The organism is Sphingomonas aquatilis, assembly GCF_014196115.1.
Classification (GTDB): Bacteria; Pseudomonadota; Alphaproteobacteria; order Sphingomonadales; family Sphingomonadaceae; genus Sphingomonas; species Sphingomonas aquatilis.
Map to the genome: position 1 here is coordinate 1 of NZ_JACIDB010000011.1, position 19297 is coordinate 19297.

The window sequence follows — 19297 nt, forward strand, 5'->3', positions numbered from 1 at the left end:
GCGCGCTCGACGCGCCCCTTGGCTTGCGGCGAGTTGGCGCAGATGATCTCGATGTTGAGCGCGTGCAACGCCCGCCCGAGATGGGTCATGCCGTCCCCGTTCGCCGAGGCCGTGTTGTTGCGAAACGCGCTGTGCTTGTCGGAGTAAAGGGCCACGGGTTTGCCATGGCGCTCGATATAGCTGCGCGTCGCCCGCATATACGAGAAGGTGCTCTCGCTCTCCACCATCTCCAGGTGCATCAGCTCGCTGGTCGCATCGTCGATATAGACCAGCAGCGTGCATTGCGGGCCCCGGTCCTCGAACCACCAGTGTTTGGACCCGTCGACCTGGATCAGCTCGCCGCGGCAGTCCCGCCGATAACGCGGCTGGTACGGGCGAGGGCGGCGCGCTGCGCGGTCCTTCCACAGCCCCGCTGCCATCATCATCTGCCGCAGCGTCTCGCACGAGATTCGGATGCCGTGCCGCTCGGCCAGATACTCGCGCGCGAGCGTCGGGCCGAAGTCAGCATAGCGCTCGCGCACGATACCAACGACCTGGTCGCGGAAAGCGTCGCTGAACCGCCTGTTGCTCGGTCGCCCGCGCTTGCGCGACACGAGGCCGGCCGCGCCGTCTCGTCGAAAGCGCTTGAGCAGGCGGTACAGCTGACTGCGCTCCAGGCCCAGCAGCGCCATGGCATCGACCGGCCGGATCTCACCGCGGTCGAGCCGCATCAGCGTATCGAACCGGCTCACTTCGGCAGCACTCATTGTCAGCACCGTCATCGCTCACACATCCTCGATGTCCGAGGATGGTTATGGCACCGGAGGCCCGCTTCAGAACGGCTGTGCCTTCTCTAAATTGCGGGAGTGTGCCATTTGTACGTTGCGTCTACAATCCGCCAGTCCGATAATATATCTTATGTAAAATGAGGTTTTCTCTGAGCGCGCCAATGAGTGAACAGATCGCGACGCCGTTCCCATCAGATTGCACGCTACATGCTTGTGCGGTAGCACCAATTTGAGCGAACAGCGCACTGCTGGCGTGGTCCTGGGCTAAGCCGCATGAACAATCGAGAGACGGAACTCACGTCAATTGCACTGGCGCGTCAAGCGCTGAATGTTTTGGACGATAACGGAAACGGATCAAGCCTGTTTGCCTGCAAGCTGGCGGAAGCGCTGGACCATGCCGAAGCCGATCGTGTCGGCGATCAAGTGCTAACACAGGACGTGAGCGCCGGTGCCAGCGGCTCAGCTCTTTTTAGGGTTGATGCTCATTCTCGTGAGTTGGTCGCTTCGGACGGGTCCCGTCTCGTGATCAACCCTGAAGCTATCGTGCAGGTTCGGGGGGTCGAGGCCACGACCACTGTGTCGCTGGTTGACGGCTCCGAGGTACGGATCAGCGGTGATCTTGCGCAAGTGGCGCCGGCTTTGGGCTTGCCATCTGTCGCCCTATCCCAATCCGTTGATTACGTCTCCGCGAGTACCGCACGTCACCAGTTGCGCAACCTCCTTGCGATCGTCTCCGCGATAACAAATCAAGTTCTCGACGAGGATCGACCCTTGATCGACAAGGCTCGGGATCTCGCCGCGCGGACTGCGATGCTGAGCAGCATCGGCGATCTTCTCCTGCAGCCGCAATCGCATTCTACGGATCTGCAGGTCCTTGTGTCTCGCCTCATGAACGTTGTCGGTGACAAGCGCTGCAAGGTAACTGGTCCATCAGTGCTGGTCGGTCCTGGCGCCGCGGTGACGCTTGGCCTGGCGCTTCACGAGCTGCACGTTCACTCATTCAGGACCGGGGCCTTGAGCAGCAGGAATGGCTACGTCGAGATCAGCTGGAGCGCCAACGATGTCGAGGCGTCTTACTTATGGCTGCAATGGGCCGATCGCGACGGACCGCAGATGAGGGCACCACTTTCAGCTTGGAGCGACCGCTTGCTAAGCGTGGCAACGCCGCGTCGTCTCGGTGGGCAATGCGGGATACAGGAGCTACCGTCCGGCCTCGTCTGGTCCCTCCATGCGCCACTAGAGCGCCTCGCCACCTGAAAGTCTGATTTGTTAGTGGCGTTCCTTCGATGCCTGGCTCGTCTGCTCCAGGAGCGCCTCAACTGCCGCGCTGCTGATCCGCTCCGCTGTCTTGAGCGCTGCGGCAGGCTTGAGGCTCACATTGACTGCGTCCGGACCGCTCACGTCGACGACGCCGTTGTTCGCGGTTGCTGCCGAGGCCTCATCATGGACCTCTTTCATCTCAATTCTCCTTTCCGCAACGATCAACGCTGGCAGGAGCACTCAGGTCCAAGAGCGGCCACGATCGGTCACGTTTGCCTGATTGCGGGGTCTACTCGTTCCCCGTCATCAAGGTTGACGTAAGGGATAGCTCTGGCCGAAGGCGATCTGGAGTAACCACCACAGTGGTCCCCGGACCCGCTGCATCCAGCACGCGGGCGCTAAAGTCGGGATCGACCCCGATCACGTCCGGCCCGAGATCGGGTACGACGGCCCTCCCCGAGCCTGGCAGGTCGAGGCGCAGCCAACGGCCGTCGACCTGCCGCTGGTAAGCGACCGGGCCCGTGACGTTGCCCGTCAACGTCACGGGCGCCGCCCCAATCTCCTTTCCGTCGCGAATGACCCGCACCTCACGATCAGTCGTGCTCACTACGACCGAAAGGGCAGCGGCACCTCTCTTCTCCGCCTTCCAGAGGGTAGGCTCGATCCGATCAGGCAGGAGCGGCGCCGCTTCCGTAGCCGCCATCACCGGCATCGTATCAAGCCGCGTGACGACCACCATCATGCCCAGTCGGCTTTCGGCGAAGAGCAAGCGCGCGAACGCCTCCGGCAGGCGGATGCAGCCGTGGGAGGCCGGATAGCCAGGAAGAGCGCCGCCGTGCAGCGCGATGCCGTCCCAGGTCAGGCGTTGCATGAACGGCATGGGCGCGTTGTTGTACAAGTTGGAGCGGTGGTCCGCTTCCTTCTGCAGGATTGTATAGACGCCCGGCGGTGTCTCGTGCCCGGGCCGACCGGACGACACCGTGGTGATGCCGATCGGTATGCCGTTGCGGTACACCGTCGCTCGCTGCGTCCTGAGGTTCACGACCATGATCATGGGACCGCTGGGTGCAACCTGCGGGGCCCAGAGATACTGGCCCGGTCGAAGCCGCGCCGCAGCTTGCGCCACGGTGCCGGCGGTCAGCGCAGGCGCTTCCGGCACGGACGCGAGCATAAGAAGGAAGGCAATAGACAACATGGAATGGACCATCGACCGAAGCCGGGTCGTGGCCTATCCGTATCTTCCCTCAGTCTACCGCGAAATCACCCCGTGCCGCGTGGGCGATCGCTCAGCGTGAGAGCGCGCCGAGCAGTTCGTGTCGGCGGAGCGGCTTTTCGAGAACAGCATTGAAACCGCTCGCGAGCGCCGCATCCTTCAGCCCGGCGCTGGGGTGTCCGGTGACCAGAACGGCTCGTCCGCACCAGCCACGTCGCTGCAGCGCCCGGAGAACGCCGATCCCATCCCCATCAGGCAGCTGGTAGTCCGCCACCAGCAGGCCTACGGAGGCGAGGTCGTCGCCCGCAACGCTCGCCTGCGCCGTGCCGTAGGCGCGCACGTCATACCCGCGCCAGTGCAGCAGCAGCTGTAACGATCGGCGGACGGCCTGGTCGTCCTCAACGATGACGGCGAGCGCTCGGGGGTTCTGTTCCATCGAGCCACCCTGCCCTCGTTATGGCGACAACGCTCTACGTAGATGTACGAGCTTCCCCTCCGAGGCCGGCCGCGAAGGCAAGCCGAAGCGCCTCGGACAAGCTGTGAACACCGAGCTTGGTCATGAGATTGGCCCGGTGCACCTCGACCGTCCTGGGCGAAATGCCGAGATCGAAGGCGATAGTTTTATTCGGCAGACCATCGGCAAGCCCGCGCAGAACGTCCTGCTCGCGGGGCGTCAGCGCGGCGATGCGCGTGGCAGCCTCCTGCGCCGAGGCAGCGGCCGCATCATGCCGGTCGAAGATCGCGAAACCGGCGGCGAGTGCGCGCAGCAGCGACGCCTTGTCGAACGGCTTTTCCAGAAAGTCGACAGCGCCCGCCTTCATCGCCTGAACGGCGATAGGCACGTCGCCATGTCCGGTCAGGATCACCACCGGCCAGCCGACGCCGCGCTGCGCCATCTGCTGCTGGACCTCAAGCCCGTCGATCTCGGGCATGCGGACGTCGAGCAGCACGCACCCAGGCTCCGCCGCTTTGACCTCCTTGAGGAAGGCTACGCCCGAGGCATGGCTCTGCACGTCGAAGCCCGAGGTGCGGAGCAGAAAGCCGACCGAGCGGCGGACGGCATCCTCATCATCGACAACATGGACGAGCCGGCGCTCGCTCATACCTCGTCCCCTTCCGACGCAGCCGGTAGCGTAAAGTAGAAGGCCGCGCCCTTGTCCGTGCCGGGCTCCGCCCAGATGCGTCCGCCATGCGCCTCCACGATGGTCCGGCAGATGGACAGGCCCAGGCCCATGCCGTCCTGCTTGCTCGACGTGAAGGCCTGAAAGAGCCGTGGTGCGATTGCTGGATCCAACCCCGGGCCTGTGTCCGTGATCCCGATACGCACATGAGCGCCGTCGCGGATCGTGGACGTCGTGATGTCGCTGACCTCGCCGTTGCCCAGCGCCTCCACCGCATTGCGGAGCAGATTGACGAGCACCTGCTGGATCTGGACGCGGTCTGCGAGCACATGACTGGCCGCCGGGTCGAGCGACACGAAACTGCGCACGCCGCGCTCGCGCGCGCCGGTAAGCCCGAGCCGGATCGCATCCTCAATGAGGGACGGTACAGGCTCGATGCGACGCTCGGTCTCGCCGCGGGCTACGAACTCGCGCAGCCGCCGCACGATGCGGCCGGCGCGGAGCGCCTCGTTGGCGGACTCGCCGACCGCCTCGGCCAGAAGCTCTCTGGGCGCATCCTCCGCGTCCAGCAGGTCACGCGCCGCCTCCAGGTAATTGGCGATCGCGGTCAGCGGCTGGTTCAGCTCGTGCGCGAGTGTCGAGGCCATGGTCCCCATCGCGCTCAACCGTGAAACATGGATCAGCTCGCCCTGCAACTCCTTCAACCGCAACTCGGCGCGTTGCTGGTCCGACAGGTCGCGGATGAAGCCGGTGAAGATCCTGCCGTTGGCGCCGTGAGCCTCCCCGACCGACAGCTCCATCGGGAACTCGGTGCCGTCCTTGCGCTGCCCGACGACGATGCGGCCGATGCCGATGATCCGTCGCTCGCCGGTCTCGAGATAATGACCGATGTAGCGATCGTGCCGCGCCCGGTGGTCGCCGGGCATCAGCAGGCTGACGTTGCGGCCGAGGACCTCTGTTTCCCCGTAGCCGAACAGGCGCTCGGCCGCGGCGCTGAACGACTGGATCAGCCCCCGCTCGTCGATCACGACCATGGCGTCCGGCACAGTCGCGAGCACCGAGCGCATATGCGCCTCGCTCTCGGCCAGCATGTGCTCGGCCGCGCGCCGCCCCGTGACGTCGGCGATCATCAGTCCGTAGCCGCGGAGCTTCTGGCCGTCGAACACGGGCGCGACCGTGATATCGGCGAGGAACTCCGAACCGTCCGCACGCTTGCACCAGTCTTCCAGCCGAACAGTGATGCTTGCGCCGGCTTGTGGCCATCGACCGCTCGCCGCTGGCCAGAAGGCGTCGATACTGCGCCCGACCGCTTCGCTCCTCGGCGTGCCGAGCAGCCGCTCCGCTCCCTCGCCCCAATAGGTCAGCGTTCCGTCGGGCGCCGCCAGCAACAGGGCGCGGTCGGTCACGCTCGCAACGAACAGCGCCAGGTCCTCCGCGGTCGCGGCGGGGGTGGTCTCGGCGTTGATCACTGCGTGTTCTCGATCTCGGATTCCAGCCAGCGGATGCGGCCCACGATGGCGACGAAGAAGGCGGTTGACCAGCCCAGCAGGATGATGCCGTTCGCACTTTCGATGGCGCCGAGCACCCGCCATCCCGGCGCAAGGACCACATCGCCATAGCCGACCGTCGTGTAGGACGCGGTCGAGAAGTAGAGGGCCGCTTCAAGAGAGGGCAACGCTCCGACGAACAGATAGAAGCCGGCATAGAGCCAAATCTCTATGCCATGCAGGACAAAGAGGCCGGTCGCCGCGCCCACGATAGCCAGGCCTTCCCATATCAGCCTCGCATCGGCCGGCCGCCGGCGCCGATGCAGGCGCAGCAGCAGCATCAGCGCGGCGATACCCATCAGGTGAACCGCGCACGTGATGGCGACCAGCATGGTGGCCGCGGCAAGTTCAACGAGGAGCTGCATCGGTGACGGTTGTCACGGGCGACAGCGAGATACTGCCGCCCGCGACGTTCTCGTCCTTCCCTGATCCTTTAGCGGTGGTGGACGAGCAGCAGGGGTACCCGGCACCGCTTCAGCATGCCCTGCGTCGCGCCACCGAAGATCGTCTCCATCGTGCGAGCGTGGCCATAAGCGCCCATGACGACCAGGTCATAGTGACCCATTTCGGCTTCGCACCGGAGCGCGACGTCCACCCGGTCGATGCCGATCGGCTCCCTCTTGATCACGGGTTCGATCCCATGCCGCGAGAGGTAGCGGGCCGCATCCTCGATCGGCGTGTCCATCGACTTGTCGTCGGCATAGTAGAGCGTGACGCAGCGGGCGAGCGACAGGAGCGGCATGGCCGCAGTCAGCGCCGCCTCCGCGTCCGGCGAGCCGTCCCAAGCGACGATCGCGCGACCCCGCACATCGAGCTTGCGAGAAGCCGGAGGTACGGCGAGCACGGGTTTGCCGGTGTGCACCAGCAGATCGCCGATCACGTCCCGCATGCGCGGGAGAAGCTTGCCGTCCTCGTCCGTGCTGAGCACGATCAGGTCCGTCATTCGCGCCCGAGCTTCGATCGTCTGCGACAGAAAGCCGGTCGTCTCTGTCCAGTCGAACGGGACGTCCTCGCGCTCGAGCCGCGCCCGCATCCGGACACCGTGAAGGGTCTCGCTCTCCTGCTCCTCGGCGAGCAGAAGGCCGCCGACGCCCATCGCCACATAGTCGCCCATCACCTCGGGGATGATCGTCAGGTCGAGACAGGTGAGATGCCCGCCCACCGCGCGCGCAACGTCGAGAGCCGACTGGTACCGGGCCTCCTGTCCTTCATCGCCGTGGATCAGCAGCAGGATGTTCTTCATGGGTTCCCTCCTCTAGCCTGGATCGATGCTAGGAGGGCGACCGCGGCGCCAATATCCGCAATGTTCCGGATGTCAGGCCGCGCGCTGGCGAAGGCACGCCTCGTCCTCGACGCGGAAATGCTTCACCGACAAGGTGATCAGGCCTCTGGCCTTGAGCTTGCTCAGCTCGCGGCTGACTGTCTCGAGCGAGAGCCCCAGAAGGTCGCCCATCTGCTGTCGGGTGAGGGGAAACGCGACGTTGTCCTCTGGCGATCGTTCCGCAAACTCGACTAGCAGGCTGGCAACCCGCTCACCGGCCGACTTGCGGCCGAGCAACAGCATCCATCGACGCGCCCTGTCGAGCTCGTCCAGGGCGCGCAGCAGCAGTGCATGCTCGACCTCCGGGTGGGTTGCGGCGAACTGCTCGAAGGCCGGTCGCCCCAAAACGCAAAGCCGGGTCTGTCCGAGCGCTGTGACGGAATAGCTGCTCCGTGTACCGAACGGCCTGCCGACCACGTCCCCCATGCCGGCAAGTCCCAGAATCTGCTCGCGTCCATCGGCGAGCGACGCGGTCAGCTTAAGGACTCCGGACACGACGAAGCCGACGAGCAGCGTGTCGTCATCCTCCCAGACCAGCGTCTCGCCGCGCGCGAGCGTGATCGGGCGGGCGAGCCGGTCGAACTCGCGTGCCGCCTCCGGCGAGAAGTTGCTGCAGAGCGAACGGCTGCGGGCAGCGCAGCCCATGCAACGCGATGAGAGTGTCGACTGAGCGGCGGCCAATTGCATCATACTTCCCTTCCCCACCGCCGATAAGGAGCTGCCGCGCCCTCGGGCATAAGGGATTGTACGAAGGTCCCGGGTTGTCGCAGGTCAAATCGAGACCGGGAGATCAGGGACTAGCCGCGGAGCTCACTTCGAGGAGTCTCCCATGCGCGCCTACCTGACCGCCGCCCTGTTCACCGCGGCATTGCTCACTCCCGGCATGGCCGCGGCGCAGACCGCCGCCGGCGACTGGCTGGTGCGCGTCCGCGGCATCGTGGTGTCGCCGACGGAGAGTTCCGGTGAGGTTTTCGGCCTTCCGGGCAGCCGGGTGGGCGTGACCGACAGCGTGATGCCCGAGGTTGATTTCACCTACATGGCGACCGACCACATCGGCGCGGAGCTGATCGTCGCCACGACGAAGCACAAGGCGACGGGGCGAGGCTCAATCGCCGCCATCGATACGGTTGCGAGTACGTGGGTGCTGCCGCCGACGCTGACCCTGCAATACCATCTCGCGCCCACCGGCAAGATCCGGCCCTATGTGGGCGCCGGCGTCAATTACACGGTCTTCTATGCCGAGAATGCCAGCGACGCACTGGAAGGCGCGCTCGGGTCGACGAAGGTGCGCATGAGCGACAGCGCCGGTTACGCACTGCAGGCGGGCGTCGATGTCGACATCGGGCCTCGCACCTTCCTGAACGTCGACGTCAAGTACATCGACATTGACACCACGGCCCGGCTGACCACCGCCGCGGGGACGAACCGTGTGCGTGTCAGCATCGATCCGCTGGTAATCGGCGTCGGCGTCGGCATGCGCTTCTAACGCCCTTTCTCCGGCCGAACTCAGCGGCCACGCCGGTTCCCCGACGTGGCCGCTTTTTTGCGCCCGAAGATCAGACTGCGCGGCTGAACCGCTGGACGTTGAGCGCCGAGTGCTCGTCGAACGCGCTAGCGACCAGGCGGGCGTAGGGCTTCCCCTCCGGGGTCAGCGCGAGCGTCGCGCCCGAGATCGTCACCAGGCCGCGCAGCACAAGATCTTCCAGCCGATCATGAGCCCTTCGGTCGAGCAGTCCACGAATGCCGAACGTCCGGTGCGCGATGTCCAGGTCCACCTGCCCGTCGCAGAGCAGCCGCTCGATCACCCAGCCGCGCGCACGATCAGTCGGCTGTAGCGTGACGCCTTTGACCCCGGCCAGCCCACCGGAGTTCACCATTTCGACATACCGACCGAGGTGCTTCCCGTTCTGTACGATGACGTTGCCCACCTGACTGATTGCGGAAGCACCGAGGCCGATCAGGGCATCGGCGTCGTCATCCGTGAAACCCTGAAAGTTGCGCCGGAGGCGACCGGCCGCCGCGGCTTCGGCGAGCGGGTCGTCGGGCCTGGCGTAGTGGTCGAAGCCGATTGTGGCAAAACCCTGCTCCTCGAGCATCTCATGAGCCAGCAGCGACTGCGTGAAGCGAGCATGCGCGTTCGGCAGCAGCGTGTCGTCGATCATGCGCTGGCGCGGCAGCATCCGGGGCATGTGCGCGTAGCCGAACATCGCCACACGGGAGGGTGCAAGCAACCGCGTCCGCGCAAGCGTGCATGCGATGTCATCCAGCGTCTGGCCGGGCAGTCCGTACATGAGGTCGAGATTGATGGCGGCAACACCGGCCGCGCGCAGCTCGGCCGCGCGGAGCGCCACCTCCCGGAACGGCTGTACTCGGTTGATCTGCTGCTGGATCCGCAGGGAAAAGGTTTGGGCGCCGAGGCTGGCCCGCGTGATACCGCAGCCGGCCAGCGTGCGGGCATAATCGGCGTCGAGACTACGCGGATCGAGTTCCGCAGCCCATTCGGCGGCAGGGTCGACCCGGAACGATCGCTGAAGCGCCGCGCAGATCCTACTGAACTCGGCTGCCGGCAGGGCATTGGGGCTGCCGCCGCCGAAGTGGACATGGGTGACGCAGCCGCGGACGAGCTGCGCTACCGTTTCAATCTCACTTAGCAGCGCCTCGACGTACCGGGTGACCCGGCTCGCGCGGCCGACGGCACCGGTGTTGCACCCGCAGTACCAGCAGATCGTCTCGCAAAAGGGAACGTGCAGGTAGAGCGAGAGCTTTGCGTCATCGGCCAGCGCTCCCAGCGCTTGCCGTTGTTCGGAAGCTCCCACCTTCCCGCTGAACGAAACTGCGGTTGGATAGCTGGTGTAGCGTGGCACACTCAGCGCGGCGAGGTCAGCATGGTAAGCGGTCATGAGCGTGCGATGACCGGCGACATTTGCCTGCGCCTTGACGATCGTCAAATGTCAGAGCCGCTACGTATAATGCCGGATCAACGCCCTTGCGGTTGGTCAACGGCAGCAGCCGAGTAGCGCGGCACCCCGTAGGCCTCGAGCAAAAGGAGGCGACGATGATCCATCTTCCGAACGACTGGTTTCTGTATCTCGCGGCAGGCGCCATGGGCCTTTTTATGCTGACCATGATGTTCGTGACCGTCAGCGAACGCCGGCATCCCTGATTGGGGCCTGGCCCACAAATGGTGATTGGCCGCGAGCCCTCCATCGGCCGGCGCTCGCGGCAGCAACCTAGTGGGACGCTCCGTCGAGCGCCTGTTCCAGCGTCATTCTTGCGCCCGGCGTGTATCGGCGAGCGCCCAGATACAGGAACGCCAGCTCTTCATAGTCCAGCAAGCGCCGGCAACCATCGAACAGGCAGCGAAGCATGTAGCTGAGCATGTCTGTTCGCGAGTCGTCGACACCCTTCTCTCGGAGCATCTCGCCGACATCCTCCGCGTGCATGCCGATCGCGACCTGCTCAAGAAGGATGCGTCGCAACATACCCGCCCCGACGCGGAGCTGTTCGCCCGCGAACACGCGGTCGAGAAACCTGCTGGTGATCTCGACATGCTTTCTGAAGCGGCTTTGGATCAGGTCGGCGATCGCACTACGCTCGTCATGGTCCGGTGCCTCCAGGAGGCGATCGGCGAGCGCTTCCACCCGGTCGCACATTTCTCTGATGTCGGCATGATCCGACAAAAGAGCTCCAACATCGACCTCGTCGATGACCTTGGACCTGCGCACGAAGGGCAGCACCTGCGAGAAAGGCTGTTCCACGGCAAAGCCTCCAGCTTTCTGGTCACTGCGTCCGGCTGCTATCCTCTTGCGAACGCCGCTGCAGCGCCGCCTGAGCCTGCGCGCGGTACCGACCGTCAGCGAGCATCGCGCACGCCTTGTCCGCGGCCTGGCGCACCCGCTCCAACTGCTCCCCGGCGTAAGAGGCATCCATGTCAGGCACGACGGAGTCGATTCGAATGTGCTCGGCCTGTCCCATACCCAGTCCACGCCAGAGATAGACGTCAAACACCTCTTTCAACGACAGTACCTGCCCCTGCTCGTTGAGCCAGGGGAGCGAGGCGCCTGACGTGCTGAACGACAGAAGTGGCTTTCCTGCGACCACCGACTGCCCGGAAGCAGCCTGCAGATCGCGGAAGGTGTAGCCCGCCCCCAGTACACGCTCGACATAGCCCTTCAGCATGGCCGGCGGCAGGCCGAACCAGATCGGGTAGACGAAGACGACAATGTCGCAGCGCTCCAGATGGGCTAGTTCGGCTGCGACGTCCGCTGCAGGCGACCAGCCGGGTTCAGTCGGACGCTCGCTGGTGCGCAGCACCGGGTCGAACCCCAATGCATAGAGATCGCGGACCTCGACGCTATGGTGGTTGGCTGCAACCGCCTCCCGATAGGCATCGACGATGGCGTGGTCGAACCCTTCAGGCGTCGGGTTGGCGAGCACAACGAGGTGACGGAACATCATGGCTTCACTCCAGTAGCGGTGGCCGGCTCAGGCGGCCTTGCGGCCCCAGTCACGGTTCAGCGCGAGCGCGCCCAGCGTGCAGGCGGCGCCCGACAGCAGGTACGCCCCCACGGCGATCAGCCCGAAGCGGCTGGCGAGGAACAGCGCCGCCAACGGTGCAAAGGCGGCACCGACGAACCAGGCCGCCGTCGCGGTGGTACCTGCACCCGTGTAGCGATGCCGGGGCGAGAAGCTGCCGTTGGTCGCGCCGGACGATTGCCCGAACGACAGCCCGAGCAGGACGAAACCGAGGATCATGTAGGTCCACTCGCCCGCCGGCCCGCGATCAAGGAGCTGCGGTGCGAACCCGCTGTACGCGCCGATCATCGCCGCCGACACGCCCAGCAGCACCCGCCGGCCGATCCGGTCGGCGATGGCCCCTGAAGCCGTGACCGCAAGGAGTCCGACGGCTGCACCCACCATTTCGATGGTCAGGAAGCGGATAGCGCTGCCCCCATTCAGCACCACCCAGGAGAGCGGGAAGACGGTGACGAGGTGAAATAGCGCAAAGCTGGCGAGCGCGGCGAAGGCGCCGAGCACCACGGTGCGCCCCTCCTCCCGGAACATCTGGGTAACGGGCGAGGGCTGCAGCTCTCGGCTTTCGAACAGCTCCTGGAACTCGGGCGTCGAGATGAGCCGAAGCCGGGCGAACAGCGCGACCACGTTGATAACAAAGGCGACGAAGAAGGGATAGCGCCAGCCCCAGTCGAGGAAGTCGCTCATCTTCAACGTGTTGAGCAGGAACGCGAACACGGCCGCGGCCACGAACAGGCCGATCGGTGCGCCGAGCTGCGGGATCATGGCGAACCAGCCGCGGCGGTTGGCCGGTGCGTTCAGCGACAGGAGCGCCGGCAGCCCGTCCCATGTGCCGCCCTGCGCGATCCCCTGCCCGATCCGGAAGAGCGCGAGCAGGGCCGCAGCGATCCAGCCGACCTGCGCATGGCCAGGCAGGAACGCCATGGCCGCGGTCGAGCCGCCCAGCAGGAACATGGCCACCGTCAGCTTGACCCCTCGCCCGTGCCTCCGATCCAGCCACAGGAACGCCATCGCGCCGAACGGGCGCGCGACAAAGGCCAGCGCGAAGATCGCGAAGGAGTAGAGCGTTCCCGTCACCGGGCTCACGTCGGGGAAGATCAGGCTTGGGAACACCAGCACCGACGCGATCGCGTAGACGAAGAAGTCGAAGAACTCGGTCGAGCGGCCGATGATGACGCCGACGGCGATGTCGCCCGGGCGAACGTCGTGCCGTTCGGCATTGATGAGGCTGGCGTCTCGCTCAAGTGCCGTCGAGTTCGCCGGGCCCAGGGTGCTGGCTACCATGCTTCCAAGTCCTTCAATCTGACGTCTTCTCGTAATCTCGGGCGACCGGCGAACCTTTGACTTTTGTCAAAGTCGAGAGGGCGGCGTGCCGGTTAGCGGACGGGCATGCTCAAGACAGGATCCAACCTCATGCGACGCGCTCTGCGCCTGCCACAGCGTCTGGCGATGCTGGCGCTGCCGGCACTGCTCGGCGGCTGCGACATGGTGGTCATGAACCCCACCGGCGACATCGCGGTCCAGCAGCGCGACCTGATCCTGTTCTCTACAGGCGTCATGCTGCTCATCATCGTGCCGGTCATGGTGCTGACCGTGGTGTTCGCGCGCAAGTACCGCCGCGGCAACGCGAACAAGACCTACGATCCGAGCTTCACCCACTCCACCACGCTGGAGCTGGTGATCTGGTCGTGCCCGCTGCTGATCATCATTGCGCTGAGCGCCGTGACCTGGACCAGCACGCACCTGCTCGATCCCTTCCGGCCGCTGGAGCGGATCTCGCCGGGCCGCCCGGTGCCCGCCGGCACCAAGCCGCTCGAGATCCAGGCTGTCGCGCTCGATTGGAAGTGGTTGTTCATCTATCCCGAGCAGGGCATCGCCACGGTGAACGAGCTGGCTCTGCCGGTGGACGTGCCGGTGCGCTTCTCCATCACCTCCAACGATCAGTTCAACACTTTCTACGTGCCGACGCTGGCAGGCATGATTTACGCCATGCCGGGCATGCGCTCCGAGCTGAATGCGGTCCTGAACAAGCCGGGAACGAGCGAGGGCTACTCCGCCAACTATTCCGGCGCAGGTTACTCCAACATGCGCTTCAAGATGCACGGGCAGTCGCCGGCAGACTTCGCACGTTGGGTGGCCGGAGTGAAGGCGCAAGGCGGCTCGCTTCCCACGGAGCGTTTCGTCGCCTTGGCGAAGCCGAGCGAGAAGGTGCCGGTGATGCGCTTCGCCGCCGTGCAGCCGCAGCTGTTCGATCGCATCGTCAACCGCTGCGTCGAGGCAGGCAAGCCGTGCATGATGGACGTGATGACGCGCGACATGGCGCGTGCCGGCGGCAACCCGCACGATCACCGCATGGGCGCCGGCATGCCGCCCGGCCGCGGCGCCGCGCCGATCATGGGTGAAAAGCCCACGCCCGCGCTCCAGAAGGCGCCCGAAGACAAGGGCTCAGGCCCGAATGTCACCAAGCCGGCGAAGCCCGGGAAGGCTCCAGGCCAGCTGAAGCCGGGCGACCAGCGCAACCGCGACCTTTCCGCCCTTCCCTCCTTCCTCCGCGGCGCCGCTGGCGCCGTGCGGGCCTGACCCCCGCGCGATCGGAACCACGATGAGCGACTCCATCCTCAAGACTATTTTCGGCCGGCTGACGTTTGAATCGTTCCCGATTCACGAGCCCATTCTGTTCGGCACCTTCATCGTCGTGTCGCTGCTGGGGCTCGGCATCGTCGGTGTGGTCACGCGCTATCGCCTGTGGGGCTATCTCTGGTCCGAATGGTTCACGAGCGTCGACCACAAGAAGGTCGGCATCATGTACATCATCCTAGGCATCGTCATGCTGCTGCGTGGCTTCGCCGACGCGCTGATGATGCGCGCGCAGCAGGCGATCGCGTTCGGCGCGAACGAGGGATACCTCCCGCCGCACCATTATGATCAGATCTTCACCGCGCACGGAACGATCATGATCTTCTTCGTGGCGATCCCGCTAGTGGTGGGCATCATCAACTACGTCATGCCGCTCCAGATCGGCGCGCGCGACGTGGCCTTCCCGTTCCTCAACAATCTTAGCTTCTGGCTCACGGTCGCGGGCGCGGTGCTGGTGATGATCTCGCTGTTCGTTGGCGAGTTCGCGCGCACCGGCTGGCTGTCCTATGCGCCGCTCGCCGGGCTGCAGTACAGTCCCGATACCGGCGTCGACTACTATCTCTGGGCGCTCCAGATCGCGGGCGTCGGAACGACGCTCAGCGCCATCAACATGGTCGCCACCGTCGTGAAGATGCGCGCGCCGGGCATGACCATGATGAAAATGCCGGTGTTCGTCTGGACCGCGCTCTGCTCCAACGTGCTGGCGATCGCGATCTTCCCGGCGCTCACCGCCGCCTTCTTCCTGCTGATGCTCGATCGCTACATCGGCACCGCGTTCTTCACCAACGACCTTGGCGGCGCGCCGATGATGTATTGGAACATGGTTTGGATCTGGGGCCACCCGGAGGTATACGTTCTGATCCTGCCGGCGTTCGGCATGTATTCCGAGATCACCTCCACCTTCTCGGGCAAGCCGCTCTTCGGCTACTCGTCAATGGTCTATGCCACGGTGGTCATCACCATCCTGTCGTACCTGGTCTGGCTGCACCACTTCTTCACCATGGGCGCGGGCCCCAGCGTCAACAGCTTCTTCGGGATCGCCACCATGGTGATCTCGATCCCGACGGGCGCCAAGGTCTTCAACTGGCTGTTCACCATGTACAAGGGAGACGTCCGCTTCGAGCTGCCGATGATGTGGGTGGTCGCCTTCATGCTGACCTTCGTCGTCGGCGGCATGACCGGCGTGCTGCTGGCGATCCCGCCCGCCGACTTCGTCTTCCACAACTCGCTGTTCCTGGTCGCGCACTTCCACAACACGATCATCGGCGGCGTGGTATTCGGCCTGTTCGCGGCGATGGTGTACTGGTTCCCCAAGGCGTTCGGCTTCAAGCTCGACGAGTTCTGGGGCAAGGTCGCCTTCTGGGGCTGGGTGATCGGTTACTGGGTCGCCTGGACGCCGATCTACATTGTCGGCCTGATGGGCGAGCCGCGCCGGGTCAACCACTTCGACGACCCCAGTATCCAGCCCTACTTCGTGATCGCGGCGATCGGCGCGCTCATCATCCTGGTCGGCATCCTCGGCTTCGTCATGAGCATCCTCGTCGGGTTCCTGAAGCGCGAGCAGCTCCGCGACACGACCGGCGATCCGTGGAACGGCCGGACGTTGGAATGGTCGACCAGCTCGCCTCCGCCGGCCTACAACTTCGCGATCACGCCGGTGGTCCACGCGCTCGACGCCTGGCACGACATGAAGGCACGCGGGTACGAGCGGCCCCGTGACGGCTTCCGGCCGGTCCACATGCCGCGCAACACTGGCACGGGCGTCATCCTCTCCGGCCTCGCTCTGGCGCTCGGCTTCGGCATGGTCTGGTACATGTGGTGGCTCGCCGCGCTCAGCTTCGCCGGCCTGCTGGCGGTCGCCATCGGCCACACCTTCAATCTCAATCGCGATTACTTCATCCCCGCGGACGAGGTGTCCCGCACAGAAAGCCAGCGGCAGCAGCTGCTGCTCGGCGCCGGAGCCTGACATGACGGACCACGCACTCGACCCTCGCGCGGCCAGCCCGACCTGGCACCTTGCCGAGCAGGAGGACCATGATCACGGCGGAGGCGGCGCCACGATCCTGGGCTTCTGGATCTACCTGATGAGCGATGCGCTCATCTTCGCCTCGCTGTTCGCGATGTTCGGCGTGGTGAGCACCAGCTATGCCGGCGGTCCGATCCCGCGCGAGATCTTCGACCTTAAGCTCGTCGCGCTCAACACCGCGCTGCTGCTTGCCTCCTCCATCACCTTCGGCGAAGCCATGCCGCACATGGAGGCCGGCCGGGTCGGGCAGACCCGGGCGTGGCTGGCGATCACGGGGCTGCTCGGCCTCGCCTTCCTCGGCATCGAGCTTTACGAGTTCGGGCAGCTGATCGCCGAAGGCGCGAGCCCGCAGCGCAGCGCCTTCCTATCGGCCTTCTTCACGCTGGTGGGCACGCACGGCGCCCACGTCGCGGTAGGCCTGATCTGGCTCACAGTCATGCTGATCCAGCTCGGGCAGCACGGCCTGTCGCTGCCGATGAAGCGGCGGCTGATCTGCCTGTCGATGTTCTGGCACTTCCTGGACATCATCTGGATCGGCGTTTTCACCTTCGTGTACCTGTATGGAGTGATCCGTTGAGCACCGAACCCTACGATCACGCGCTCCACGCGCACGGCGACACGATGGGTCACGGCAGCCGCCGCGGCCACCGGATCGGCTCGCTGCTGGCGATCATCCTCACGGTCGTGCCCTTCTGGCTTGTCATGTCGCAGCAGGGGCCCGCGCCGGGCTGGACCGCCGCGGTGATCTTCGCGCTCGCGCTGGTGCAGATCGTCGTCCATGTCGTCTGCTTCCTGCACCTGGACACCCGCTCCGAGGGCGGTTGGACGCTGCTGGCGTTCCTGTTCACCGCGGTCATCGTGGTGCTGACGATCGGTGGGTCGGTGTGGGTCATGTTCCACCTTAACACCAACATGATGCCGATGCCCGGCGGCATGACCGGCCCGGTTCGCTGAAGCGAGATTGGTGATGGGGCGGTCGCGTCCGGGTAGGCGCAAGCGCACCGCCCTCACGGTCCTGGCCGTGTTCGGTATCGTCCTCTTCAGCGCGCTCGGCATCTGGCAGGTCGAGCGCCGAAGCTGGAAGCTGGCGCTGATCGAAGCGGTGGACGCGCGCGTGCAGGCATCGCCCGTGTCTGCGCCGCCTCCGGCCGTTTGGCCATCGATCGAACGTGAGCGCCACGCCTATCTGCACGTCGTCGCGCGCGGTCGCTTCCTCCACGACCGCGAGACGCTGGTGCGGGCGGTGACGGACCTGGGCACGGGCTTCTGGGTGCTCACGCCGCTAGGCACCGACACCGGCTTCGTCGTGCTCGTCAACCGGGGCTATGTCCCCCCGGAGCGTGCGGTGCAGGCCACCCGGGCTCGCAACCTCCCGGCGCACGCGACCGTCACGGGTCTGCTCAGGACGTCGGAGCCTGGTGGTGCCTTTCTCCGCCGCAATGATCCCGTGGCAGATCGCTGGTTCTCCCGCGATGTCCAGGCGATCGCGGCTGCGCGCCAGCTCGTTCGCGTGGCGCCATACTTTATCGATGCCGACGCCGATGCCCGGCCGAAGCACGCTTGGCCGCGCGCCGGGCTTACCGTCATCCGCTTCCAGAACAATCACCTCGTCTATGCGCTGACCTGGTTCGGGCTTGCCGGCCTGTGCCTCGTCGCCTTGGTGATCGTACGACGGACCCGCGCCTGAGATCGGCGACCAAGGGGCGGGTCAGCCGGTTCGCCGCCTCCGTAACATCCCCAATGCCGCGCCATCTCTGTTTGGGCGAGATACTTCGCGCACAACGGAGATCGACGATGGACAAGACGATGAGGGCCGCGGTCGTGCGCGGATTCGGCGAGCCGCTGGTGATTGAGGAAGTGGCCGTCCCCCGCCCCGGCCCCGGGCAGATTCTGGTGCAGGTCGCGGCCTGCGGAGTCTGTCACACCGATCTCCACGCTGCCGATGGCGATTGGCCGGTCAAGCCGGCGCCGCCGTTCATCCCGGGTCACGAGGGTGTCGGAACCGTCGTCGGCACCGGGTCCGGCGTCATCCACGTCAAGGAGGGCGATCGCGTCGGCGTGCCCTGGCTGTACTCCGCATGCGGCCACTGCCCGCATTGCCTGGGCGGCTGGGAAACGCTGTGCGAGAGCCAGCAGAACACCGGCTACTCGGTCAACGGCAGCTTCGCCGACTACGTGGTCGCCGATGCCGGCTATGTCGGGCACCTCCCCGATCGGGTGAGCTTCGCCGAGATTGCGCCGGTGCTATGCGCCGGCGTCACGGTCTACAAGGGACTGAAGGTCACCGACACCAAGCCGGGGGACTGGATGGTCGTGTCCGGCATCGGCGGCCTGGGCCATATGGCGGTCCAATATGCGGTCGCGATGGGCCTGCACGTGATCGCGGTCGATGTGGACGATGCCAAGCTGCGGCTGGCCGAACGGCTCGGGGCCGCGCTGACCGTGAACGCGGCTACCAGCGACCCGGTCGCCTTCGTCAAGCGGGCGATCGGCGGCGCGCATGGCGTGCTCGTAACCGCGGTCTCTACCACCGCCTTCGCACAGGGGCTTGGGATGGTGCGTCGGGGCGGGACCATGTCGCTGACCGGCCTGCCACCGGGCGACTTCCCGCTGTCGATCTTCGACACGGTGCTGAACGGCATCACCGTGCGCGGCTCCATCGTGGGAACCCGCCTCGACCTGCAGGAAGCGCTCGACTTCGCTGCACTCGGCAAGGTCCGCGCGACGGTCGAAACAGCGCCGTTGGAGCGCATCAACGACGTTTTCGATCGCATGCGGACAGGGTCGATCGAAGGACGCGTGGTGCTGGACATCAATGCCCAGGCGGCACCGCTGCAAGAGACCGACCTGGCGACCGCCGCCTGACCTGGGG

21 protein-coding genes are annotated in these 19297 nt (G+C 65.6%); 8 read left to right on the forward strand and 13 right to left on the reverse strand.

The window, feature by feature from the left end:
* Window positions 1–761: ISNCY family transposase (locus GGR47_RS16500; protein WP_183949600.1), on the reverse strand; the 761-nt coding region annotated here is incomplete at its 3' end.
* Between the two features lie 279 nt (window positions 762–1040).
* Between GGR47_RS16500 and GGR47_RS16505 the strand changes: the two genes are divergently transcribed.
* Window positions 1041–2024, forward strand: a complete 984-nt coding sequence (locus tag GGR47_RS16505) for an HWE histidine kinase domain-containing protein (RefSeq protein ID WP_037447203.1) — start codon at window positions 1041–1043, stop codon at window positions 2022–2024.
* Between the two features lie 12 nt (window positions 2025–2036).
* On the opposite strand, the gene GGR47_RS16510 is transcribed toward GGR47_RS16505, so the two are convergent.
* From GGR47_RS16510 to GGR47_RS16545, 8 genes are all read right to left on the reverse strand, one after another.
* The gene (locus GGR47_RS16510; RefSeq protein WP_037447206.1) at window positions 2037–2225 is read right to left on the reverse strand and encodes a hypothetical protein; all 189 of its coding nucleotides are present in this window, start codon (window positions 2223–2225) and stop codon (window positions 2037–2039) included.
* A gap of 91 nt (window positions 2226–2316) precedes the next feature.
* Window positions 2317–3222, reverse strand: coding sequence for a L,D-transpeptidase family protein (locus tag GGR47_RS16515; RefSeq protein ID WP_164523927.1), 906 nt, complete (start codon window positions 3220–3222; stop codon window positions 2317–2319).
* A gap of 91 nt (window positions 3223–3313) precedes the next feature.
* Complete coding sequence (locus GGR47_RS16520) at window positions 3314–3676, reverse strand: response regulator (RefSeq protein WP_037447209.1); 363 nt, start codon at window positions 3674–3676, stop codon at window positions 3314–3316.
* A gap of 34 nt (window positions 3677–3710) precedes the next feature.
* Window positions 3711–4343, reverse strand: a complete 633-nt coding sequence (locus GGR47_RS16525; protein ID WP_037447212.1) for a response regulator transcription factor — start codon at window positions 4341–4343, stop codon at window positions 3711–3713.
* Complete coding sequence (locus GGR47_RS16530) at window positions 4340–5830, reverse strand: PAS domain-containing sensor histidine kinase (protein WP_234703088.1); 1491 nt, start codon at window positions 5828–5830, stop codon at window positions 4340–4342. The genes GGR47_RS16525 and GGR47_RS16530 overlap by 4 nt, the downstream gene beginning before the upstream one ends.
* Entirely contained in the window at window positions 5827–6273 is a 447-nt protein-coding gene (locus tag GGR47_RS16535; protein WP_037447215.1) for an ion channel, read from the reverse strand. The genes GGR47_RS16530 and GGR47_RS16535 overlap by 4 nt, the downstream gene beginning before the upstream one ends.
* Before the next feature lie 68 nt (window positions 6274–6341).
* On the reverse strand, window positions 6342–7151 hold the full coding sequence (locus GGR47_RS16540) for a universal stress protein (RefSeq protein ID WP_037447218.1): 810 nt from the start codon (window positions 7149–7151) through the stop codon (window positions 6342–6344).
* Window positions 7152–7223: 72 nt separating this feature from the next.
* Complete coding sequence (locus tag GGR47_RS16545; protein WP_239024935.1) at window positions 7224–7919, reverse strand: Crp/Fnr family transcriptional regulator; 696 nt, start codon at window positions 7917–7919, stop codon at window positions 7224–7226.
* 139 nt (window positions 7920–8058) lie between these two features.
* On the opposite strand from GGR47_RS16545, the gene GGR47_RS16550 reads away from it, so the two are divergent.
* Window positions 8059–8715, forward strand: coding sequence for an OmpW/AlkL family protein (locus GGR47_RS16550; protein ID WP_147035176.1), 657 nt, complete (start codon window positions 8059–8061; stop codon window positions 8713–8715).
* A gap of 70 nt (window positions 8716–8785) precedes the next feature.
* Here the strand turns inward: GGR47_RS16550 and hemN are convergent, their stop codons facing one another.
* From hemN to GGR47_RS16570, 4 genes are all read right to left on the reverse strand, one after another.
* Entirely contained in the window at window positions 8786–10177 is a 1392-nt protein-coding gene (gene hemN / locus GGR47_RS16555; protein WP_307724545.1) for an oxygen-independent coproporphyrinogen III oxidase, read from the reverse strand.
* Between the two features lie 282 nt (window positions 10178–10459).
* A complete protein-coding gene (locus tag GGR47_RS16560; RefSeq protein WP_037447224.1) occupies window positions 10460–10987 on the reverse strand; it encodes a hypothetical protein in 528 nt (175 codons plus the stop codon).
* Window positions 10988–11009: 22 nt separating this feature from the next.
* A complete protein-coding gene (locus GGR47_RS16565) occupies window positions 11010–11687 on the reverse strand; it encodes an NAD(P)H-dependent oxidoreductase (RefSeq protein WP_051749601.1) in 678 nt (225 codons plus the stop codon).
* Between the two features lie 27 nt (window positions 11688–11714).
* Window positions 11715–13046, reverse strand: coding sequence for an MFS transporter (locus GGR47_RS16570; RefSeq protein WP_037447225.1), 1332 nt, complete (start codon window positions 13044–13046; stop codon window positions 11715–11717).
* Window positions 13047–13175: 129 nt separating this feature from the next.
* Between GGR47_RS16570 and cyoA the strand changes: the two genes are divergently transcribed.
* From cyoA to adhP, 6 genes are all read left to right on the forward strand, one after another.
* Entirely contained in the window at window positions 13176–14342 is a 1167-nt protein-coding gene (gene cyoA / locus GGR47_RS16575) for a ubiquinol oxidase subunit II (RefSeq protein WP_037447463.1), read from the forward strand.
* Window positions 14343–14364: 22 nt separating this feature from the next.
* The gene (gene cyoB, locus GGR47_RS16580) at window positions 14365–16365 is read left to right on the forward strand and encodes a cytochrome o ubiquinol oxidase subunit I (RefSeq protein WP_037447228.1); all 2001 of its coding nucleotides are present in this window, start codon (window positions 14365–14367) and stop codon (window positions 16363–16365) included.
* Window position 16366: 1 nt separating this feature from the next.
* The gene (cyoC, locus tag GGR47_RS16585; RefSeq protein ID WP_037447231.1) at window positions 16367–17002 is read left to right on the forward strand and encodes a cytochrome o ubiquinol oxidase subunit III; all 636 of its coding nucleotides are present in this window, start codon (window positions 16367–16369) and stop codon (window positions 17000–17002) included.
* Window positions 16999–17379, forward strand: coding sequence for a cytochrome o ubiquinol oxidase subunit IV (gene cyoD / locus GGR47_RS16590; RefSeq protein WP_037447234.1), 381 nt, complete (start codon window positions 16999–17001; stop codon window positions 17377–17379). The genes cyoC and cyoD overlap by 4 nt, the downstream gene beginning before the upstream one ends.
* Before the next feature lie 67 nt (window positions 17380–17446).
* Window positions 17447–18112, forward strand: a complete 666-nt coding sequence (locus tag GGR47_RS16595; RefSeq protein WP_322788196.1) for an SURF1 family protein — start codon at window positions 17447–17449, stop codon at window positions 18110–18112.
* A 107-nt stretch (window positions 18113–18219) separates the two neighbouring features.
* Window positions 18220–19290 (forward strand): alcohol dehydrogenase AdhP, encoded by a 1071-nt coding sequence (gene adhP, locus GGR47_RS16600; RefSeq protein WP_037447237.1) that lies wholly within the window; start codon window positions 18220–18222, stop codon window positions 19288–19290.
* The last annotated feature ends 7 nt before the right edge of the window (window positions 19291–19297 follow it).

What these genes read in the sequence shown, in the direction of transcription:
- GGR47_RS16505 (WP_037447203.1), top strand. Translation starts at nt 1,041, where the DNA reads ATGAACAATCGAGAGACGGAACTCACGTCAATTGCACTGGCGCGTCAA.
- GGR47_RS16510 (WP_037447206.1), bottom strand. Translation starts at nt 2,225, where the DNA reads ATGAAAGAGGTCCATGATGAGGCCTCGGCAGCAACCGCGAACAACGGC.
- GGR47_RS16515 (WP_164523927.1), bottom strand. Translation starts at nt 3,222, where the DNA reads ATGTTGTCTATTGCCTTCCTTCTTATGCTCGCGTCCGTGCCGGAAGCG.
- GGR47_RS16520 (WP_037447209.1), bottom strand. Translation starts at nt 3,676, where the DNA reads ATGGAACAGAACCCCCGAGCGCTCGCCGTCATCGTTGAGGACGACCAG.
- GGR47_RS16525 (WP_037447212.1), bottom strand. Translation starts at nt 4,343, where the DNA reads ATGAGCGAGCGCCGGCTCGTCCATGTTGTCGATGATGAGGATGCCGTC.
- GGR47_RS16535 (WP_037447215.1), bottom strand. Translation starts at nt 6,273, where the DNA reads ATGCAGCTCCTCGTTGAACTTGCCGCGGCCACCATGCTGGTCGCCATC.
- GGR47_RS16540 (WP_037447218.1), bottom strand. Translation starts at nt 7,151, where the DNA reads ATGAAGAACATCCTGCTGCTGATCCACGGCGATGAAGGACAGGAGGCC.
- GGR47_RS16545 (WP_239024935.1), bottom strand. Translation starts at nt 7,919, where the DNA reads ATGATGCAATTGGCCGCCGCTCAGTCGACACTCTCATCGCGTTGCATG.
- GGR47_RS16550 (WP_147035176.1), top strand. Translation starts at nt 8,059, where the DNA reads ATGCGCGCCTACCTGACCGCCGCCCTGTTCACCGCGGCATTGCTCACT.
- GGR47_RS16565 (WP_051749601.1), bottom strand. Translation starts at nt 11,687, where the DNA reads ATGATGTTCCGTCACCTCGTTGTGCTCGCCAACCCGACGCCTGAAGGG.
- GGR47_RS16570 (WP_037447225.1), bottom strand. Translation starts at nt 13,046, where the DNA reads ATGGTAGCCAGCACCCTGGGCCCGGCGAACTCGACGGCACTTGAGCGA.
- cyoA (WP_037447463.1), top strand. Translation starts at nt 13,176, where the DNA reads ATGCGACGCGCTCTGCGCCTGCCACAGCGTCTGGCGATGCTGGCGCTG.
- cyoB (WP_037447228.1), top strand. Translation starts at nt 14,365, where the DNA reads ATGAGCGACTCCATCCTCAAGACTATTTTCGGCCGGCTGACGTTTGAA.
- cyoC (WP_037447231.1), top strand. Translation starts at nt 16,367, where the DNA reads ATGACGGACCACGCACTCGACCCTCGCGCGGCCAGCCCGACCTGGCAC.
- adhP (WP_037447237.1), top strand. Translation starts at nt 18,220, where the DNA reads ATGGACAAGACGATGAGGGCCGCGGTCGTGCGCGGATTCGGCGAGCCG.